This window comes from Labrys miyagiensis, from assembly GCF_030160835.1.
Taxonomy (GTDB): Bacteria; Pseudomonadota; Alphaproteobacteria; order Rhizobiales; family Labraceae; genus Labrys; species Labrys miyagiensis.
The window spans coordinates 191,726-209,021 of sequence record NZ_BSPC01000024.1 but is presented as its reverse complement, the minus strand read 5'-3'; the positions used below and the strand labels follow the sequence as shown (position 1 = coordinate 209,021).

Annotated in this window: 19 protein-coding genes; 9 read left to right on the top strand and 10 right to left on the bottom strand. The window is 64.6% G+C overall.

Annotated features, from left to right (window positions below; all coding sequences use genetic code 11):
* The first annotated feature begins 16 nt into the window (after positions 1-16).
* From yghX to aidB, 4 genes are all read left to right on the top strand, one after another.
* The gene (yghX, locus tag QQL24_RS14190) at positions 17-907 is read left to right on the top strand and encodes a YghX family hydrolase (RefSeq protein WP_284312837.1); all 891 of its coding nucleotides are present in this window, start codon (positions 17-19) and stop codon (positions 905-907) included.
* Positions 908-1,236: 329 nt separating this feature from the next.
* Positions 1,237-2,058 carry an NAD(+) synthase gene (nadE, locus tag QQL24_RS14185; RefSeq protein ID WP_284312836.1) on the top strand — a complete coding sequence of 274 codons (822 nt, stop codon included), beginning with the start codon at positions 1,237-1,239 and terminating at the stop codon, positions 2,056-2,058.
* A gap of 129 nt (positions 2,059-2,187) precedes the next feature.
* A complete protein-coding gene (gene hemW, locus QQL24_RS14180; RefSeq protein WP_284312835.1) occupies positions 2,188-3,348 on the top strand; it encodes a radical SAM family heme chaperone HemW in 1,161 nt (386 codons plus the stop codon).
* Positions 3,349-3,392: 44 nt separating this feature from the next.
* Entirely contained in the window at positions 3,393-4,220 is an 828-nt protein-coding gene (gene aidB / locus QQL24_RS14175; protein ID WP_284312834.1) for an AidB family quorum-quenching N-acyl homoserine lactonase, read from the top strand.
* A gap of 103 nt (positions 4,221-4,323) precedes the next feature.
* Here aidB and QQL24_RS14170 read toward each other — a convergent pair whose 3' ends face one another.
* Both QQL24_RS14170 and QQL24_RS14165 read right to left on the bottom strand, forming a co-directional pair.
* Positions 4,324-5,073 (bottom strand): AcvB/VirJ family lysyl-phosphatidylglycerol hydrolase, encoded by a 750-nt coding sequence (locus QQL24_RS14170; protein WP_284312833.1) that lies wholly within the window; start codon positions 5,071-5,073, stop codon positions 4,324-4,326.
* A gap of 71 nt (positions 5,074-5,144) precedes the next feature.
* On the bottom strand, positions 5,145-5,561 hold the full coding sequence (locus QQL24_RS14165; RefSeq protein ID WP_284312832.1) for a hypothetical protein: 417 nt from the start codon (positions 5,559-5,561) through the stop codon (positions 5,145-5,147).
* A 195-nt stretch (positions 5,562-5,756) separates the two neighbouring features.
* On the opposite strand from QQL24_RS14165, the gene QQL24_RS14160 reads away from it, so the two are divergent.
* A complete protein-coding gene (locus QQL24_RS14160) occupies positions 5,757-6,125 on the top strand; it encodes a GFA family protein (protein ID WP_284312831.1) in 369 nt (122 codons plus the stop codon).
* A gap of 336 nt (positions 6,126-6,461) precedes the next feature.
* Here QQL24_RS14160 and QQL24_RS14155 read toward each other — a convergent pair whose 3' ends face one another.
* On the bottom strand, positions 6,462-6,785 hold the full coding sequence (locus QQL24_RS14155; RefSeq protein ID WP_284312830.1) for a putative quinol monooxygenase: 324 nt from the start codon (positions 6,783-6,785) through the stop codon (positions 6,462-6,464).
* A gap of 130 nt (positions 6,786-6,915) precedes the next feature.
* Here QQL24_RS14155 and QQL24_RS14150 point away from each other — a divergent pair, with 130 nt between their 5' ends.
* Positions 6,916-7,740 carry an alpha/beta fold hydrolase gene (locus QQL24_RS14150; protein WP_284312829.1) on the top strand — a complete coding sequence of 275 codons (825 nt, stop codon included), beginning with the start codon at positions 6,916-6,918 and terminating at the stop codon, positions 7,738-7,740.
* A 131-nt stretch (positions 7,741-7,871) separates the two neighbouring features.
* Here QQL24_RS14150 and QQL24_RS14145 read toward each other — a convergent pair whose 3' ends face one another.
* A complete protein-coding gene (locus QQL24_RS14145) occupies positions 7,872-8,573 on the bottom strand; it encodes a hypothetical protein (protein ID WP_284312828.1) in 702 nt (233 codons plus the stop codon).
* A 97-nt stretch (positions 8,574-8,670) separates the two neighbouring features.
* Positions 8,671-9,099 carry an organic hydroperoxide resistance protein gene (locus tag QQL24_RS14140; protein WP_284312826.1) on the bottom strand — a complete coding sequence of 143 codons (429 nt, stop codon included), beginning with the start codon at positions 9,097-9,099 and terminating at the stop codon, positions 8,671-8,673.
* Positions 9,100-9,387: 288 nt separating this feature from the next.
* On the opposite strand from QQL24_RS14140, the gene QQL24_RS14135 reads away from it, so the two are divergent.
* Entirely contained in the window at positions 9,388-9,846 is a 459-nt protein-coding gene (locus QQL24_RS14135) for a MarR family winged helix-turn-helix transcriptional regulator (RefSeq protein WP_284312824.1), read from the top strand.
* Between the two features lie 124 nt (positions 9,847-9,970).
* On the opposite strand, the gene lhpI is transcribed toward QQL24_RS14135, so the two are convergent.
* The 5 genes from lhpI to QQL24_RS14110 form a co-directional block, all read right to left on the bottom strand.
* A complete protein-coding gene (gene lhpI, locus QQL24_RS14130) occupies positions 9,971-10,918 on the bottom strand; it encodes a bifunctional Delta(1)-pyrroline-2-carboxylate/Delta(1)-piperideine-2-carboxylate reductase (protein WP_284312822.1) in 948 nt (315 codons plus the stop codon).
* 227 nt (positions 10,919-11,145) lie between these two features.
* Positions 11,146-11,511, bottom strand: a complete 366-nt coding sequence (locus QQL24_RS14125) for a LapA family protein (protein ID WP_284312821.1) — start codon at positions 11,509-11,511, stop codon at positions 11,146-11,148.
* Positions 11,512-11,558: 47 nt separating this feature from the next.
* Positions 11,559-11,852: an integration host factor subunit beta gene (gene ihfB, locus QQL24_RS14120; RefSeq protein ID WP_284312820.1), complete on the bottom strand. Its 294-nt coding sequence runs from the start codon at positions 11,850-11,852 to the stop codon at positions 11,559-11,561.
* 141 nt (positions 11,853-11,993) lie between these two features.
* Positions 11,994-12,950 carry a signal peptide peptidase SppA gene (sppA, locus tag QQL24_RS14115; protein ID WP_284312819.1) on the bottom strand — a complete coding sequence of 319 codons (957 nt, stop codon included), beginning with the start codon at positions 12,948-12,950 and terminating at the stop codon, positions 11,994-11,996.
* Positions 12,951-13,141: 191 nt separating this feature from the next.
* On the bottom strand, positions 13,142-13,924 hold the full coding sequence (locus QQL24_RS14110; protein ID WP_284312817.1) for a helix-turn-helix transcriptional regulator: 783 nt from the start codon (positions 13,922-13,924) through the stop codon (positions 13,142-13,144).
* A gap of 159 nt (positions 13,925-14,083) precedes the next feature.
* On the opposite strand from QQL24_RS14110, the gene QQL24_RS14105 reads away from it, so the two are divergent.
* Positions 14,084-14,851, top strand: a complete 768-nt coding sequence (locus QQL24_RS14105) for a class I SAM-dependent methyltransferase (RefSeq protein WP_284312816.1) — start codon at positions 14,084-14,086, stop codon at positions 14,849-14,851.
* Between the two features lie 521 nt (positions 14,852-15,372).
* Entirely contained in the window at positions 15,373-17,196 is a 1,824-nt protein-coding gene (gene typA, locus QQL24_RS14100) for a translational GTPase TypA (protein WP_284312815.1), read from the top strand.
* Positions 17,197-17,296 lie beyond the last annotated feature (100 nt).

Sequence of the window (17,296 nt, the reverse complement as noted above, 5' to 3'; positions counted from 1 at the left end):
AGAAGGACGCCGAGCCATGAACCGTCTCACCGCGAAGGATTTTCCTCAGGAACTGCTCGAACTCTATGATTTCTATGCCCATGGCCGCATCACCAAGCGCGAGTTCCTCGACCGTGCGGCCAAATACGCCGTCGGCGGCCTGACGGCGGCGGCGATCCTCGCCTCGATGAGCCCCAACTACGCGCTGGCCCAGCAGGTCGAGTTCACCGATCCCGACATCGTGCCCGAATACATCACCTACCCCTCGCCCAACGGCAACGGCACGGTGCGCGCCTATCGGGTCAAGCCCGCCAAGGCGACCGGCAAGGTCGGCGGCGTGGTGGTCGTGCACGAGAACCGTGGCCTCAACCCCTATATCGAGGATGTCGCCCGCCGCCTGGCCAAGGCGGGTTTCGTGGCGCTGGCGCCCGACGGCCTCACCTCCGTCGGCGGCTATCCCGGCAATGACGAGAAGGGAATGGCGCTGCAGAAGAGCGTCGATCCCGTCAAGCTGATGAACGATTTCTTCGCCGCGGTGGAGTTCCAGATGGCGTCAAGCGATGTCAATGGCAAGGTCGGCATCGTCGGCTTCTGCTATGGCGGCGGCGTCTGCAACGCCGCGGCCGTCGCCTATCCCGAACTCGCCGCGGCGGTGCCCTTCTATGGCCGGCAGCCGAAAGCCGAGGATGTGCCACGCATCAACGCCCCGCTCCTCCTTCATTATGCCGGCCTCGACAAGGGCATCACCGATGGCTGGCCGGCCTATGAGGCGGCCCTGAAGGCCAACAACAAGGTCTATGAGGCCTATATCTATCCAAACGTCAATCACGGCTTCCACAATGATTCGACGCCGCGCTACGACGAGGCGGCGGCCAAGCTCGCCTGGGAGCGCACGATCACCTGGTTCAACCGCTATCTGGCTGGGTAGACGTTGGGGGGCGGGTCTTCAGAGCCTGACCGGAAAGTCGACGGAACCTCGACTTTTTGTCATTGCCGGGCTTGTCCCGGCAATCCAGGGAAGCGCAAACGTCGGAAAGGCGGAGTCTGGATACCCGGGACAAGCCCGGGTATGACAAAATCTACGCCTCCCTCGGCTTCTTAACAACTTTTGAGTCAGACTCTGAAGACCCGCCCCCCGGGTGCGCCATGCCGGCATCTACCGTTGCGCGCCACGCAGGTCCATTGACATCATCCGTTTCCACTGCTCCCTAACGCCACGATCGGCTCGCGTAGGCACCTGGAAAGGCGGGAACAGGCATGGATCAGCACATCACCTCGGACATGAGCGTTTCCGCCGTTTTCGACGCAGCTTCGGAAGCCGAGCGGCGAATCGCCTTTCTTGCCGGCTACCTGAAGGCTTCGGGCTGTCGCGCTTATGTGCTCGGCATCAGCGGCGGCGTCGATTCGATGACCGCCGGTCTGCTGGCCCAGGCCGCCGTCGAGCGGCTGCGCGGCGAGAGCTACGAAGCGCGGTTCATCGCCATGCGCCTGCCCTATGGCGTGCAGGCCGATGAAAGCGATGCGCAGGCCTCCATTGCCACCATCCGCCCGGACCGCGTGGCGACCGTCAACATCAAGCCGGCGACCGATGCGATGATGGCCGAGCTCATGCGCGATGCCGGCGACCTCTTCGAACTGGACCGCGCGGATTTCCATCTCGGCAACATCAAGGCGCGCCAACGCATGATCGCCCAATACGGCCTCGCGGGCGCCGTTCGCGGCCTCGTCATCGGCACCGACCATGCCGCCGAGGCGGTGATGGGCTTCTTCACCAAATTCGGCGACGGCGCGGCCGACATCCTGCCGCTTTCAGGTCTCAACAAGCGCCGGGTGCGGGCGGTCGCCGGCCATCTCGGCGCGCCAAAGGAGCTCGTCTTCAAGGTGCCGACGGCCGATCTCGAATCCAACGCGCCGCTGAAGCCGGACGAGGATGTCTATGGCGTCAGCTATGAGGAGATCGACGATTTCCTCGAAGGCAGGACGATCACGCCGGCCGCCCGCGAGCGCATCCTGGCGACCCACCGCGCCACCATGCACAAGCGCGCCTTGCCGGTGACGCCGGACGATTTCGAAGGGTGATCCGGGTGCACGGGCATCTTGCCCGTTCTTGGAAACGATACGCCCGAGGTCAAGGGAAGAACGGGCAAGATGCCCGTGCACCCGGACGTCGCCATTGACGCCGCCCCCTCGCGGTGCCACTTGAGCGCCATGACCTCCTCCCCCCAAGAGCCCGGCTTCGGCGTCTATGTGCATTGGCCGTTCTGCCTGGCCAAATGCCCCTATTGCGACTTCAACTCCCACGTCCGCCAGAGCGGCGTCGACCAGGCCGGCTATCTCGATGCCTATCGCCGCGAGATCGCTTATATGGCCGCCATCGCGCCGGGGCGGACCGTCGACTCGATCTTCTTCGGCGGCGGCACGCCCTCGCTGATGGAGCCCGCGACAGTCGGCGCCATTCTCGATGCCATCGGCGGGGCCTGGACGATAGCCCCCAATGTCGAGATCTCGCTCGAGGCCAATCCCACCAGCGTCGACGCCACGCGCTTCGCCGGCTATCGCGCCGCGGGCGTCAACCGCGTCTCGCTCGGCGTCCAGGCCATGAACGATGCCGACCTCAAGCGTCTCGGCCGCATGCATTCGGTGGCGGAGGCCATGGCGGCGGTCGAGATCGCGGCGAAGAGCTTCGAGCGCTATTCCTTCGACCTCATCTATGCCCGGCCGGACCAGCAGCCCAATGACTGGCAGCGCGAGCTCGACGAGGCGATCGACCGGGCGGCCGAGCATCTGTCGCTCTACCAGCTCACCATCGAGCCCGATACGATGTATGAGCGCCTGGTGGCGGCAGGCAAGCTGATCCCGATGCCGGACGAGGAGGCCCGCGTGCTGTTCGACATCACGCGCGAGACCTGCGAAAAGCGCGGCCTGCCGGCCTATGAGATCTCGAACCACGCCCGGCCCGGCGCCGAGTGCCGGCACAATCTCGTCTATTGGCGCTATGGCGAATATGCCGGCATCGGCCCCGGCGCGCATGGCCGCCTCATCGACGCGAGCGGCCGGCGCCGCGCGCTCTCGACCGAACGCAATCCGGAGAAATGGCTGGCCGGCGTCAGGGCAGACGGCCATGGCCTCATCGACGACCAGACCCTCACAGCGGATGAGCAGGGCGACGAGATGCTGCTAATGGGCCTGCGCCTCGCCGAGGGCATCGACCTCACCCGCCTTGCCCGCCTGCGCGGGCGCGGCGTTTCCGAGGGTGCTCTCGCAACTCTCGATGCCAGCGGCATGATTGAGCGCGACGGTTCGCATATCCGCGTCACCCGCGCGGGCTTTCCCCTGCTCGATGCTGTCATCGGCGAGCTCGCAGCCTGAGTGGAGCGGCGCGCCTTCGACGGCAACAACACCGGATCTCCCCGATGACCGCTACTTCCGCCCGCTTCGGCTCCTATGAATTCACGGTTCTTCGTGACGGCATCTTCGAGACTCCGAAGGAGATGCTCGCCCATCTCGACGGAGAGGCCGCGCGAGAGAGAGTGCTCGCGGCCTGGCCAGGCGAGAAGGTAGCGTTCGACGTCAATTGCTTCCTGTTGCGGGGGCCTGACGGCCTTACTCTTATCGATGCCGGTACCGGCACGGCCTGGGGCCCAAGCCTTGGCAAGGCGCGGCAGGCCCTGCGCGATCTCGGCATCGAGCCTGCCGCGATCGACCGCGTGCTCCTCACCCATCTCCATGGCGACCATGCGCTCGGCCTGTTCCAGGATGGCGGGGCCTGGCTGCCGCAAGCGCAGATCCTGGTGCCCGAGGCCGAGCTTGCCTTCTTCACCGACGAGACGGCCAAGGCCTCGCTGCCAGAATCCCGCCAAGGCGCCTTCAAGACCGCCGCCGGCCTGCTCGATCTCTATCGTGGCCGGCTGAGCACGATCGGCTCCGGTCCCGTGCCCGGCGTGACCGATATCGAGGCGGTGCCGTTGCCGGGCCACACGCTCGGGCAGATGGGTTATCGCCTCGGCAGCGGCCCGGACGCACTGCTGATATGGGCCGACGCGTTGCATCTCATCGACGTGCAGACCGCCGATCCGAGGGCCGCCCTCAACTTCGACCTCGACGCGCACATGGCAGGACGCACGCGCCTCGCCATGCTGGAGCAAGCCGCGATGGAGGGCTGGCTGGTGACCGGCAGCCATGTCAGAGGCCTCGGCCGCATCACGCGCAAGGACGGAGCCTTCGCCTTCACGCCCGTCTGACCCTAGAGCGAAGCGCGTTCAAGCGTGAACGCTTCTTTGCTCTAACTCTTTGTTTCGACGCGTCTTTGCGATTCTTGCCGATTCCGTCAAATCGCAAAACGCTTTATCGCGCCGTGCGCAACCGCCTCAGGATCGCCTCCGCCACGGCCGCGTAATCGCCGTCGAAATCATGGCCGCCGGGGCGCGGCACCCGCGTGGCGCGATCGAGCACCGGCAGACCGCAGGCCTCGCCATCCGCGACGCCATGAATGCAGAGCACCTTGTGCTTGGGCAGGTCCCTGACGGCGGTTTCAACCGGCACGTCGTCGGGTGCTGGAAAGTCCAGCATCTCCCAGATCGAGATGCTGAAATTGGCGGCCGGCTGCAGGCCGATCAGGGCAATGAGCTCGGTCCGACGCCGGGTCTGCTCCGGCAGGTGCTTCCAGGCGAAGGGCAGGGCGTCGGCTCCAAAGGAATAACCGGCCAGCACGAAACGGGGGGCATGCCAGGCCCGGCCGTAAAAGCCGAGGATGCGCTGCAGATCCGCGGCAAGCTTCCCCGGCGTGCTGCCGGAAAAGAAATAACGACGGGAATCGAGGCCGATCACGCTGACGCCGGCCTGGTTGGCGCGAGCAGCCACCGTTTCCTCGAGATCACCCCAGCCGGTGTCGCCCGAGAGCAGCAGCATGAGCGTACCATCGGGCCTGGCAGCCTTGTGGAGCTCCAGCGGCAAGCCGAACGGATCCTCCTCGGCATGGCCTGCGACGGGCGCGAACAGAGCGAAGGCGAGGAAGAGGATGGCGAGGAGCGCAGGGAGAGCACGGGCCTTGGTGGCTCGACCTCCAGGTCGACCCTCTTGGAAACGCCGTTCCAACCGAAAAAACCAGGGCCGATCTGGAGATCGGCCCACCGGCGCGCGCCCTTCACCCGGGTCTGCGAAATCCCTCACGAGGCAAGCGCCGCGGCCCAGGGCTCGATCAGCCCGGCATGGAGAGAAGCGCTGAACACGCCCTTGTCGATCGAACCGATGGTCTCCTCGTCGAAATCGACCTCGATATCCAAGGAATGGCTGAGCGAAAGCTGGCGCAGATACTCGATCAGCGCCATGGCCGCTTCGAAGTCGCGCTTCTCCGCCTCAATGGCGCTGCCGGCGATGGCCGCCCGCACCTTGAATTCGACGGCGCATTTGACGACGTCATCCGCCTCGTCCTCGAGGTATTTGTAGGCATCCGGCTGGCCGAACGGCCACGTCATGCCATCGGCGAATTCCTCGACGTCGTCGAGGAGTTCGTCGGCGGCATCCTCGTCGGCCAGTCCGAAGAGATGAAAGGTCAGGGAGTGGATCTTGCGGGCGGCGCTCATGATAATCTCATCTAGCGCGTCTTACCTTCAGGTCGAATCACCAAGAATCGCAAAATGCTTTTGATGCCAATGCGCTAACTTGGAAATCCGCTCCTACCTGGACGCATCTTTGCTTTAGACGCCACTGCTGACAGGCAGATGTCAGCAGCAGCGGACTATGAAAGGCCTACCCCGAAGCACGGAAAGGAACAAGCCATGGCTCTCAAGGGCAGCTGCCATTGCGGCGGCACGCGGTTCGAAGTGGATGCGGCGCCGGAGACGGTGACGCGCTGCACCTGCTCCTTCTGTTCCAAGCGCGGCTCGCTCTGGGCCTATTACACGCCGGAGCAATTCCGCCTGACCTCCCCGCCGGAAGCGATCGCGACCTATCGCTGGAACTCGAAGACGATCCAGCACCATTTCTGCGCCACCTGCGGCTGCGGCACTTTCACCGAGACGCCAGACTGGTCGAAAGGCGAGCCCGATTTCGAGCACCCCAAGATCAGCATCAATGCCCGCCTGTTCGACGATTTCGAGCTCGAGGCCGTGCCGGTGACAGTGATCGACGGGAAGAACTTGTGGTGAGACAGGAAAGGGATGTTTTGCCTTGTACCGGAGCCTTCTTTCGGTGCGGCGAGATGAGACATCCGAGGACGACGCGCGCCTTCAAAGTCCCCTCGCCCCGTCCTTACGGGGAGAGGATGGAGGTGAGGGGCTACGCAGCATTGGAAGAATTATTCTCATAAATAAATCAATAAGATATGATGGAGGTGACGATCGCTGCGAGCTACAGAACGCCAATCACAGAACCCTGCGCCGCCCCTCACCTCCATCCTCTCCCCGTAAGAACGGGGCGAGGGAGCGCAATCGGCTCGCCTCGTCCTGAAATGGCTCATCTCGCCCAACCGAAGAGTCTGTGCCTCAGGCCGAAGCATAACGCTCCTGCCCATCCACCCGCAGCGGCGTCCACATCGAGATGTCGCGCGGGGCGGTGAGCAGGTCCGGCAGCGCTTCGTGCCAGGCCGCACGATAGGGGCGATGCAGTTGCACATCGAGCACCTCCTGGTGGTCGGCCCAGGTCTCGTGCAGCAGGAAGCGGCAGCGGTCGGCCGGGTCGGCATGCAGGGTGGCATTCATGAAGCTTGACTCGTGGCGCATGGCGTCGAGCACGCCAGTCAGCAGGCCAAGAAAGCGCTCGCGCTGGTCCGGCCTGACGCTGAATCCGATCACATAGGTCACGCTCATCTCATTCCTCCATCCGATTGCCATGCGGACGAGGGTAGGAAACGGGGCCGCAAACGCGATTACCTCGCACGTAATCGCTTCGGTCCGCGGCAAGCGGCATCCTCACCTCATCGCAAGCAAGGAGGATCCGATGACCGCACCATTCATAGAAATCGCCGACGGCCACCAGCTTTTCATCCGCGACTGGGGCAAGGGGGCACCCGTGCTGTTCCTGGCCGGCTGGGGCATGGATTCCACCTGCTGGGGCGCCACGATGGCCGCGCTCAACACACGGGGCCTGCGCACCATCGCCTATGACCGGCGCGGCCATGGCCGCTCCACCGATCCCGGCCGCATCGACTTCGACCTGATCGCCGACGACCTCGCTACCGTGATCGAAAAGCTCGACCTCCATGATGTCACCGTCGTCGCCCATTCGAGCGCGGCGGGCGAAGTGCTGCGCTATGTCAGCCGTCACGGCCCTTCACGCCTCGCCCATATCGTCATGGTCGGCGGCCAGGGGCCGTGCCTGGTAGCGGGGCCCGACAATCCCTACGGATTGCCGCGTGAGGCGCTCGAACAGGTCATGGCCAGCCTGCATGACGATCTTCCCGCCTGGCTCGAAGCCAATGCCGAGCCCTTCGCCCCCGGTGCCAGCCGCACTGTCATCGACGGGCTGCTCGCCATGATCCTGAACGGCTCGCGGCGCGTGCTGCTCGACCTCCAGCGCGCCATCGTCGAGGCGGACTTCCGGGCCGAGGCGGCGGCGCTCCGGCTGCCGGTCACCCTCATCCATGGCGACCGTGACGCCTCCGCCCCGCTCGACCTGACCGGCCGGCGCTATGCGGCGCTGATCCCGGGCGCGGAGCTGGTTGTTTATGAAGGCGTGGCGCATGGCGTGATGGTCACCCATCCGCACAGGCTGGCGGCGGATATCGCTCGGGTTGTGACGGGAGCAGTGGCGAAGGCGGCGTAGCCTGGGACCGCTGGCTTTCCAGCCGGCACCTTGAACATGGCATCGTGAGGAAAGGGCGCTTGCCGTGACGGCGGCGCCCTTTCTTACGAAGTCAACGGTTCCAGAGCCGGCTGGAAAGCCGGCGGTCCCGGCTAGATCTTCGGCTGTGCGCAGCCCGCCGGCAGCGCCGCATTGCCGAGCCAGATCTCGAAGGTGTTGGGGCGTGAATCCTGCGCCCCGCTCCAGCTGGTCGAGAGGTCCTTGGTGGTGAGTTGCAGGCCTACCGTCGAGAACAACTCGGTGAGGGATTCGGCCCGCTTGCGGTCGGCGATCTTGAAGTATCGCAGCTCGTTCGCCTCGCCCGACCATTTCACCGGGATCACCGAGGGAAAGGTGATGCCGGCCTTGTCGCTGTCCTTCAGCTCATCGAGCAGGATGCCGGGGCAGGCCCGCTGCCCGTCATTGAGGACATGCACGAAGATGCGGCTCGGCAGGCGCGCCGTTGCCTCCTGATAGGCGTCCTTCACCGAGCCGTTGGCGAGCGAGGCCTTCTGGATGGCGTTCTCCAGAAGGGGCAGCAGGTCGCGGTCGGAGGAGGAATTGGCATAGTCGAGCTGGGCGGTAATGAATTCCACCGGCACCTTGTCGTTCTTCAAGAGATATTCGAACATGGCGATGCCGTATTTGCGCTTCTCGGGCGCGGCATCCGTCATCATGTCGATCATGGTGCGCAGGTCGGTGAGATTCTGCTGCCAGCGCGTGTAATACCAGCCGATACCAGCCACCGTGAGCGGGATCAGGGCTGTCGACACCAGTTGAGGCAGGATTTCGCGCCAGGGGCGAGGGAGAGACATGGCGGCACTCTTCAAGCGAATCGCCGCCACTATGCCCCGCGGGGGAAGGCAGCGCCAATCCGGTTGAATTGGCGCCGTCCTGATCGCGGATCGCCGCTCAGACCACGCTGAGGCGAACGTCGAGGTTCTTGCGGGTGGCTTCCGAATACGGGCAGACGATATGGGCCTTGGCGACGAGGTCCTCGGCTGCGGCCTTGTCGATGCCCGGCAGAGAGACGGCGAGCGCCACATCAAGGCCAAAGCCCGTGCCGTCGTCGCGAGGGCCGATGCCGACCGTGGCCGTCACCGTGGCGTCAGCCGGCAGCGTTACCTTCTCCTTGCCGGCCACGAAGCGCAGGGCGCCCATGAAGCAGGCGGAATAGCCGGTGGCGAACAGTTGCTCGGGATTGGTGCCGGGATTACCGGAGCCACCCAATTCCTTGGGCAGCGACAGGGTGACGGAGAAATTGCCGTCGAGCGTGCCGGCATGGCCGCCATCACGGCCATGGAAATCGGACTTGGCGGCTGTGGTGTAAAGGACTTTCATCGAAACCTCCTTAAGGATTTGACACGGCCTATATCGCACAGGTTTATATCGTGTGCGATATTTATTTTTGCACAGAAAAGTTTGCACGGATGGTTCCGCGACTCTGTCGTATGCGATAAGATTTCAACGATATGGAAAAGTTGGCCTTTTGTTCGAAGATGCCGCTTGCACCATAAGGAGTGTTTTACGAGTCTGACGGAACCGCCAGGAATCGCAAGACGCTCCGAAACAACGTGCTAGAGCCGGATTAGGTCCCAGCCTTAACGCGTTTTGCTCAAGGAGGTCGCGATGGAATCCGCTCCACTGCTGCTGGAAAACCAGCTCTGCTTTGCCCTCTACGCCGCCAACAATGCCTTTGGCCGCTCCTACAAGCCGCTGCTCGACCCGCTCGGGCTGACCTACCCGCAATATCTCGTGATGCTCTGCCTGTGGGAGAAGGATGGGCTCAAGGTGGGCGAGATCGGCGCCCGGCTCTTCCTGGAGACCAATACGCTCACCCCCCTCCTGAAGCGACTGGAGGCCGCCGGTCTGGTGCGGCGCCAGCGCGACAGCAAGGACGAGCGCCAGGTGCGCATCAGTCTCACCGCAGCCGGCCGCGCGCTGCGCGAGAAGGCCGTGGCCGTGCCCTCGCAGATCGGCGCCGCCACCGGCCTGGAGACAGGGCAGGCCGGATCGCTGAAGGATTGGCTCGACTGGCTGCGCGAGGCGCTCGACGCCAATCATAGGAAGGAAGAGAAGGCAGGGTAGGCTTCGGACCCCTTGGGATCGCAGGCATCTCTGCCTGCTCTTGGAAACGTGGTGCTTGCAGGAAGAGAAGAGCAGGCTATCGCCACAACTATGGTTGTGGCTGAGATGCCTGCTATCCCAGGGATTATCCCGCCTTCTTCCACACCAGGATCGCCGCCGCCAGATCCTCCAGCGCGCTGCCGATCGACTTGAACAGCGTCACCGCCTCGGCGCTGCTCCGCCCCTTGTGCCGGCCATGGGCAAGGTCGGCCAGGGTGGCGCGGATGTCGTCCCGCCCGATCAGGCCCGCACGGATGGCGACGGCGATGTCGCCGCCCTCGGTCAGCGCGCTTGGCGTATCGATGAAGAGTTCGGCCCGGCGAACGGCCTCGTCATCGGCTTCCCGCATCTGCAGGTTGAAGGCGCCAACGAGATCGAGATGCGTGCCCGGCTTCAGCCAGCCCCCCTTCACCAGCGGCAGGTTCGATAGCGTTGCGCAAGAGACGATGTCGGCGCCGCGCACCGCCTTTTCGAGATCGGGCTCGTAGCGCACCGGCAGGCCCCGCTGCGACAGATCGGCCGCGACCTGTTCGGCCCGCTCGGCGCGGTGGTTCCAGATCGTGACCTCGCGGATCGGCCTCTGGCTGGCATGGGCCTCGATCAGGAAGGGCGCCAGCGCGCCGGCGCCGATCATGGCGAGAGTCGCGGCATCCGCCCGCGCGAGAAAGGTGGCGGCAAGCGCCGAAGCGGCCGCCGTGCGCCAATGGGTGAGCCGCGTGCCGTCGATCGCCGCCAGCGGCGCGCCTGTCTCACCGGACATCAGCACATAGGTGCCGAGCACAGCCGGCATGCCGCGCGCGCCATTGGCCGGAAAGACGTTGACGAGCTTGGTGCCAAGAAAGGCGCCGGGACCGGGCGCATCGCCGGTCCAGGACGGCATGATCAGCCCGGTGGCGGCGGAGGCGCCGTGGCCGATCTCCAGATGCTGGCGGGGCGGCGTGACGAAATCGGAGGCGAAAGCCTCCCTGAGCGCCTCGACCAGTTCGGGGAAGGTCAGAAGGGCATCGATCTCGTCAGCGGTGATGACGCGCATGGGCGCTCCGGGATGATAAGGGTGACAGAGTCGGACTGAAAATTCGTGAGCTCGCTGAAGGAATCGCAGATTTTGTCATACCCGGGCTTGTCCCGAGCACCCAGCCGCCCCCTATCACGTGTTCGCGCTTGCCTGGATTGCCGGGACGAGCCCGGCAATGACAAAAGTCGAGATTCCGACGCTCTTTCGGTCAGGCTTGCGCGAGAACTGTAATGCCAGGAGCGCCCTCAGAAGGGCACGCTCGAGGGCAGCATCGTCTGGCCTTCGCGGCTGTCGCCGCTATTGGCCTGGCTGCGCAAGCGGTCGATCTCGCTGCGATGGCGCTCGACCTCGCCCTGCGCCACGCGGGCAGCGCGGCGGAAGCGGCCTTGCTTGAACCAGACGGTGAGGCCACCGAGAATCATGCCGACCAGCAACACGCCGAACAGCACCAGGAACATCGGCAGATGGAGAGTGCTCTCGGCACTGCCCGGCCGGGTCGGGTCATAGGAGAGGTCCACGCCCTGCGCGATCCACTGCTTGTTCGCCAAGGCGAAACCCGCGACGACCGCCAGGGCCAGGATCAGGATGAGATAATAGAAAGCGCGTTTCATGGCCTGCTACCAGTTCAGCTGTCTCGCGGTCGAACTCGTCGCCACGCTTATACCTTGGCCGGGGTCTTGTTCAGACGCAGCCGCATATCCTTGCCGGTCTTGAAGAACGGCACGAATTTCTCCTCCACCGGCACATGGGCGCCCGTGCGGGGATTGCGACCGATGCGGGCCGGGCGGGCCTTCACTGAGAATGCCCCAAAACCACGCAGTTCCACCCTGTCGCCCTTGGCCATCGCACCGGCGATCTCATCGAGAATGGCGTTGACGATATTCTCGATGTCGCGCTGATAAAGATGCGGATTGGCCTCCGCGATTTTCAGAACCAGTTCGGATTTGATCATTCTTGTTCCCGCCAGTCGCCGGACTTGTTGAATTCTTATTGCTCAGCCCGAATCGCGCCGATCCCTTATGCACCGGCACGCTTCCTGGACCAAGCCGATGACAGTTCACAGAGTCCCGACAGACCGCGGGACATCGACCCCTCAAGGGTGCCAAACCGAGACAAGCCCGTCAAGCGCGCCTGGCTGGGTTTCGGGGGCGGCGCGGATGACATCGCCCAGCGATTTCAGCCCGACGCTGTCGGCGAGCCAGGCCGCGCCCGCCTTGGCGAAGGGGAAGGAGGAACTCACCGAGGGCTTGTCCCAGTCTTCCACCGGCAGGTCCTTGGCCACCGACTTGCTGGTGTTGAGCCAGGTGATGGCGGTGCTCTCGTCGCCCATCTCGTCGATCAGCTTGAGATCGAGCGCCTGCTTGCCGGTGAAGATGCGCCCGTCTGAGACGGCGGCGAGGCCGGCATCGTCATACTTGCGGCGGTCCTTTACGAGATCCTTGAACCAGCCATAGGTATCGTTGACGACCGAAGCCAGCGCCGCCCGCGCCTCCGGGCTGGTCGGCGTCACGCCATCGGGCGCCGCCTTCAGGGGCGAGGACTTCACCGCTTCGACGGTGACGCCGATGGTGTCGAGCAGCTTGGAAACATTGGGATATTGCACCAGCACGCCGATCGAGCCGACGAGCGCGGAGCGCCGCGCCACGATATGGTCGGTGCCGATGGCTGCCATATAGGCGGCCGAGGCGCCGAGCCCGTCGATGACGGCGACTGTCGGCTTCTTGGCCGAGAGCTTGCGCAGTCCGTCATAAAGCGCCTCGCCGCCGGAGGTGGTGCCGCCGGGCGAGTTGATGTCGACGATCACACCAGTCGCAGGCGAGGCGGCGATCTGATCGAACAGCTTCAGATTGGCCGTCTGGTCGCCGACGAAACCATCCAGCTTGATGCGGGCGATATGCGGCGCGCGATGCTGCAAGGCGCTGGTGCCGATCAGGGCGAAATAGGCGACGATCAGCGCAAGGGCGAGGAATAGGAAGGCCAGCACGCGCCAGACGGAAAGCTTGCGGCGCAAAACGCGCCTGTCGACCAGGAGGTCAGTCTCAACGGACATCAGGAATACCTTGAGGGTAGATCGTCGCGAAACTAGCCGAGTGTGGAGGGTGCGGCAAGCGTGGGGGACCGACAAGTCCCTCGCGCCACGGCTGAGCGAGATGAGACGATGCAGAATTGAACGCGAGGGGCTTCGATGCCGCGTCTCTTTCTCAACTGCTTCATCTCGCACAGCCGAGGCGACGGGCTCTCTTACACCAGCATCACGAATTTCAGATCCGGCCGCGTTGTCGGATTGAGCGTGATCTGCTGCAGTTCCACCGGTCCGCGCCTGGGATGGTTGAAGCGCCGGGCGCCGCCTTCGCGGCCGACCACGCTGTGAACGGGCCAGGCCTCGGCGAAGAAAGGGCTCGACGCGATCAGGCTCTGCACCAGCGCCTGCATGGCCGGCTCCTCGAGGTGATGGCCGTAGTCGATGCGGAACTCGGCGATCACCCGTCGCGCCCGTCCCTCCCAGCCGTCGATCAAGAGCTGGGCCGCCGGATGGAGGAAGATGAAATGGAGAAGGTTGCGGTCATTCTCGCCATCGAGCCAGCCGGCGAAGAGCTCGGCCGCCGCGCCGTTCCAGCCGAGTGCGTTCCAGAGGTGATCGAGCACATAGGCTGGGCCTGAGATCGTTTCGAGGGCCACGAGCAAGGCCGAGGGTGCGGCGGGTTCGGCCCCGGCGCTCGCATGCGGATCGCGCTTGCCGGCGAGGTCGAAGAGATAGGCGCGCTCGGCCACCGAGAATTTCAGCACATTGGCGAGCCGGCCCAGCGCATGGGCGGACAAAGAAATGTCGCGCCCCTGCTCCAGCCAGGTATACCATGTCGTCGAGAGGCCCCCGAGCTGGGCGACTTCCTCGCGGCGCAGTCCCGGCGTCCGCCGCCGGGCACCGCCCTGCAGCCCGAACAAAGCGGGGGACAGCCGGGCTCGCTGCGAGCGCAGGAATTCTCCCAGCTGCTGGCGGCGGGCCTGGTCGGTTTCGACGGTCATGGCAGCTTTCATACCAGGATAAAATTGGATCTGGTACCAGTGTATTTGAGAATTTAGAGCTCTTCCAGTGTTGTCGCACCGGTCTCCCAAACGGTCCCGCGTCGATCTCCGGATCGGCGCGGCAACACGGCCTCACATCATAACCTCATGGAGACTGTCATGGCCCGCTCGGCCAATCTGGAAACCCTGGTCGCCCATCAATTCGGCTCGCAGGCGGCAGCTTATGTCGCCAGCCCCGTGCATGCCCAGGGCGAGGATCTCCGGGCCATGCAGGCCGAAGTCGAGGCCGTGAGGCCCGCCGCCGTGCTCGACCTCGGCTGCGGCGGCGGCCATGTCAGCTTCGCCGCCGCGCCCTTTGCCGGCATCGTGACGGCCTATGACCTCTCGGCCGACATGCTGGCCGCCGTCTCAGCGGAAGCCGCCAAGCGGGGCTTGAGCAATATCGTCACGCAGCAAGGCTCGGCCGAGCGCCTGCCTTTCGCCGACTCCAGCTTCGACATGGTGATGAGCCGCTTCAGCGCCCATCATTGGGGCGATGTGCCCGCCGCCCTGCGCGAAGCCTTCCGCGTCGCCAGGCCCGGCGCCACTCTGGTGTTCGCCGACGCCGTCGCGCCCACCGCCGTGGTCAACGACACCTTCCTGCAGAGCTTCGAGATGCTGCGCGACCCGTCCCATGTGCGCGACTATTCGGTGGCCGAGTGGCAGGCGATGCTCGCCAGCGCCGGCTTCAGCGTCAAGGATATGCAGATGCGGCGGCTCCACATCGATTTCACCTCCTGGATCGCCCGCATGCGCACACCGCCTGTGTTCGTCGAGGCCATCCACGCCCTGCAGGCGGCCGTATCCGAGGAGGTGCGGGCCTATTTCGAGATCGAGGAGGACGGCTCCTTCACCTTCGACACGGCGGTGTTCGTGGCCCGCCGATAAGACTGCGCTCCTCCCGTGGTGGACATGGGAGGAGACCATGACCTTGCCAAGGGGTGGCTGCAAATGCGGCGCCATCAATTCATTGTCTATGACGCTTCCTGCTCAGGCCTTCCCGGCGCCCCGCATGAACGGACTTTTGCCTCGGTGAATGCGGTGGTCCGGCGCCTGCCATTGGCTTGAAACCGAGATGGCATGATCGCAAGATCACGTCGATCTGATGCACCACCTTCAACCACACGACTTATGACACCATGAGCGAGGCCGTCTTCCGCGATGCGGTCGCCGAAGCCGAGAAGGTCGCGCCTTGCGCCATCGGCCAGAGCCTTTCCGGGTACACGGGCATCTTGCCCGTTCTTGAATCGCCATGCCCATGGGATGAGAAAGAACGGGCAGGATGCCCGTGCACCCGGAAGCCATTGCCGCCACACCCTGACCTGTGATATTGCGGCGCAAAATCCGAACAGACATCTCGCAAAGCGCCAGCCGGAAGCGGTTAGCTGGCGCAGGAACCCGGTTTTACCATGCAACTTCGCAATATCGCCATCATCGCACACGTCGACCATGGCAAGACCACCCTCGTCGACCAGCTGCTGCGCCAGTCCGGAGCCTTCCGCGACAACCAGCGCGTGGCCGAGCGCGTGATGGATTCGAACGACCTCGAAAAGGAACGCGGCATCACCATCCTGGCCAAGGCGACGTCGATCGTCTGGAAGGATACCCGCATCAACATCGTCGACACCCCCGGCCACGCCGATTTCGGCGGCGAGGTCGAGCGCATCCTCAACATGGTCGACGGCGCCATCGTGCTGGTCGACGCCGCCGAAGGCCCGATGCCGCAGACCAAGTTCGTCGTCTCGAAGGCGCTGAAGATCGGCCTCAAGCCCATCGTCGCCATCAACAAGGTCGACAAGCCCGACGCCCGCCCCGGCGAGGTCGTCAACGAAGTCTTCGATCTCTTCGCCGCGCTCGACGCCACCGACGACCAGCTCGACTTCCCCATCCTCTATGGTTCGTCCAAGCAGGGCTGGATGGCGCTTGCCGCCGATGGCCCGCAGGACCAGGGCATGGCGCCGCTGTTCGATCTCGTCCTCCAGCACGTCAAGCAGCCGACCGTCGAACCCGGCCCCTTCCGCATGCTCGGCACCATCCTGGAAGCCAATCCCTATCTCGGCCGCATCATCACCGGCCGCATTTCCTCCGGCGTGCTCAAGGCCAACATGCCGGTCAAGGCCATCGGCGTCGACGGCACCGTGGTCGAGCAGGGCCGCGTCTCCAAGGTTCTCGCCTTCCGCGGCATCGAGCGCCAGCCGGTGGAAGAGGCCGAGGCGGGCGACATCGTCGCCATCGCAGGCCTGACGCTTGGCACCGTGGCCGATACGTTCTGCGCGCTTGAGGTCACCCAGGGCATCGTCGCCCAGCCGATCGATCCGCCGACGGTGTCGATGACCTTCACGGTCAATGACTCCCCGCTCGCCGGCACCGAAGGCGACAAGGTCACCAGCCGCGTCATCCGCGACCGCCTGCTCAAGGAAGCCGAGGGCAATGTCGCATTGAAGATCGAGGAATCGGCCGACAAGGACTCGTTCATCGTCTCCGGTCGCGGCGAATTGCAGCTCGCCATCCTGATCGAGGTGATGCGCCGCGAGGGCTTCGAGCTCGGCGTCTCGCGTCCGCGCGTCGTCTTCCAGAAGGATGCCGACGGCAACATCCTCGAGCCGATCGAGGAAGTGGTGATCGACGTCGACGAGGAATTCTCGGGCGTGGTCGTGCAGAAGATGTCGGAGCGCAAGTCCGACATGATCGAGATGCGCCCCTCCGGCGGCAACCGCCAGCGCCTGGTGTTCTACGCGCCGACGCGCGGCCTGATCGGCTACCAGGGCGAATTGCTCACCGACACGCGCGGCACCGCCGTGATGAACCGCCTGTTCCATGAATATGCGCCGTTCAAGGGCGAAGTGGCCGGCCGCCGCAACGGCGTGCTGATCTCGACCGACGCCGGCGAGGCCGTGGCCTATGCGCTGTGGAACCTGGAAGATCGCGGCCCGATGATGATCGAGCCCGGCTGGAAGGTCTATCAGGGCATGATCGTCGGCGAGCATACGCGCGAGAACGACCTCGAGGTCAATGTGCTCAAGGGCAAGAAGCTCACCAACGTCCGCGCCTCCGGCAAGGACGAGGCCGTGCGCCTGACGCCCCCGATCAAGATGACGCTGGAGAAGTCGATCGCCTGGATCCAGGACGACGAACTCCTCGAAGTGACGCCGAAGTCGATCCGCCTGCGCAAGGTCTATCTCGACCCCAACGAGCGCAAGAGGCACGACCGTTCCAAGGAAGCGGCGGCGTAAGACTGGGAGCGCGGACATCACAGCGACATGCTTGCATGTCGCGATGTCCGCATCTTCCCCTCCTTCAGACGCGGCGTTTCCAAGATGCGGACAAGATGTC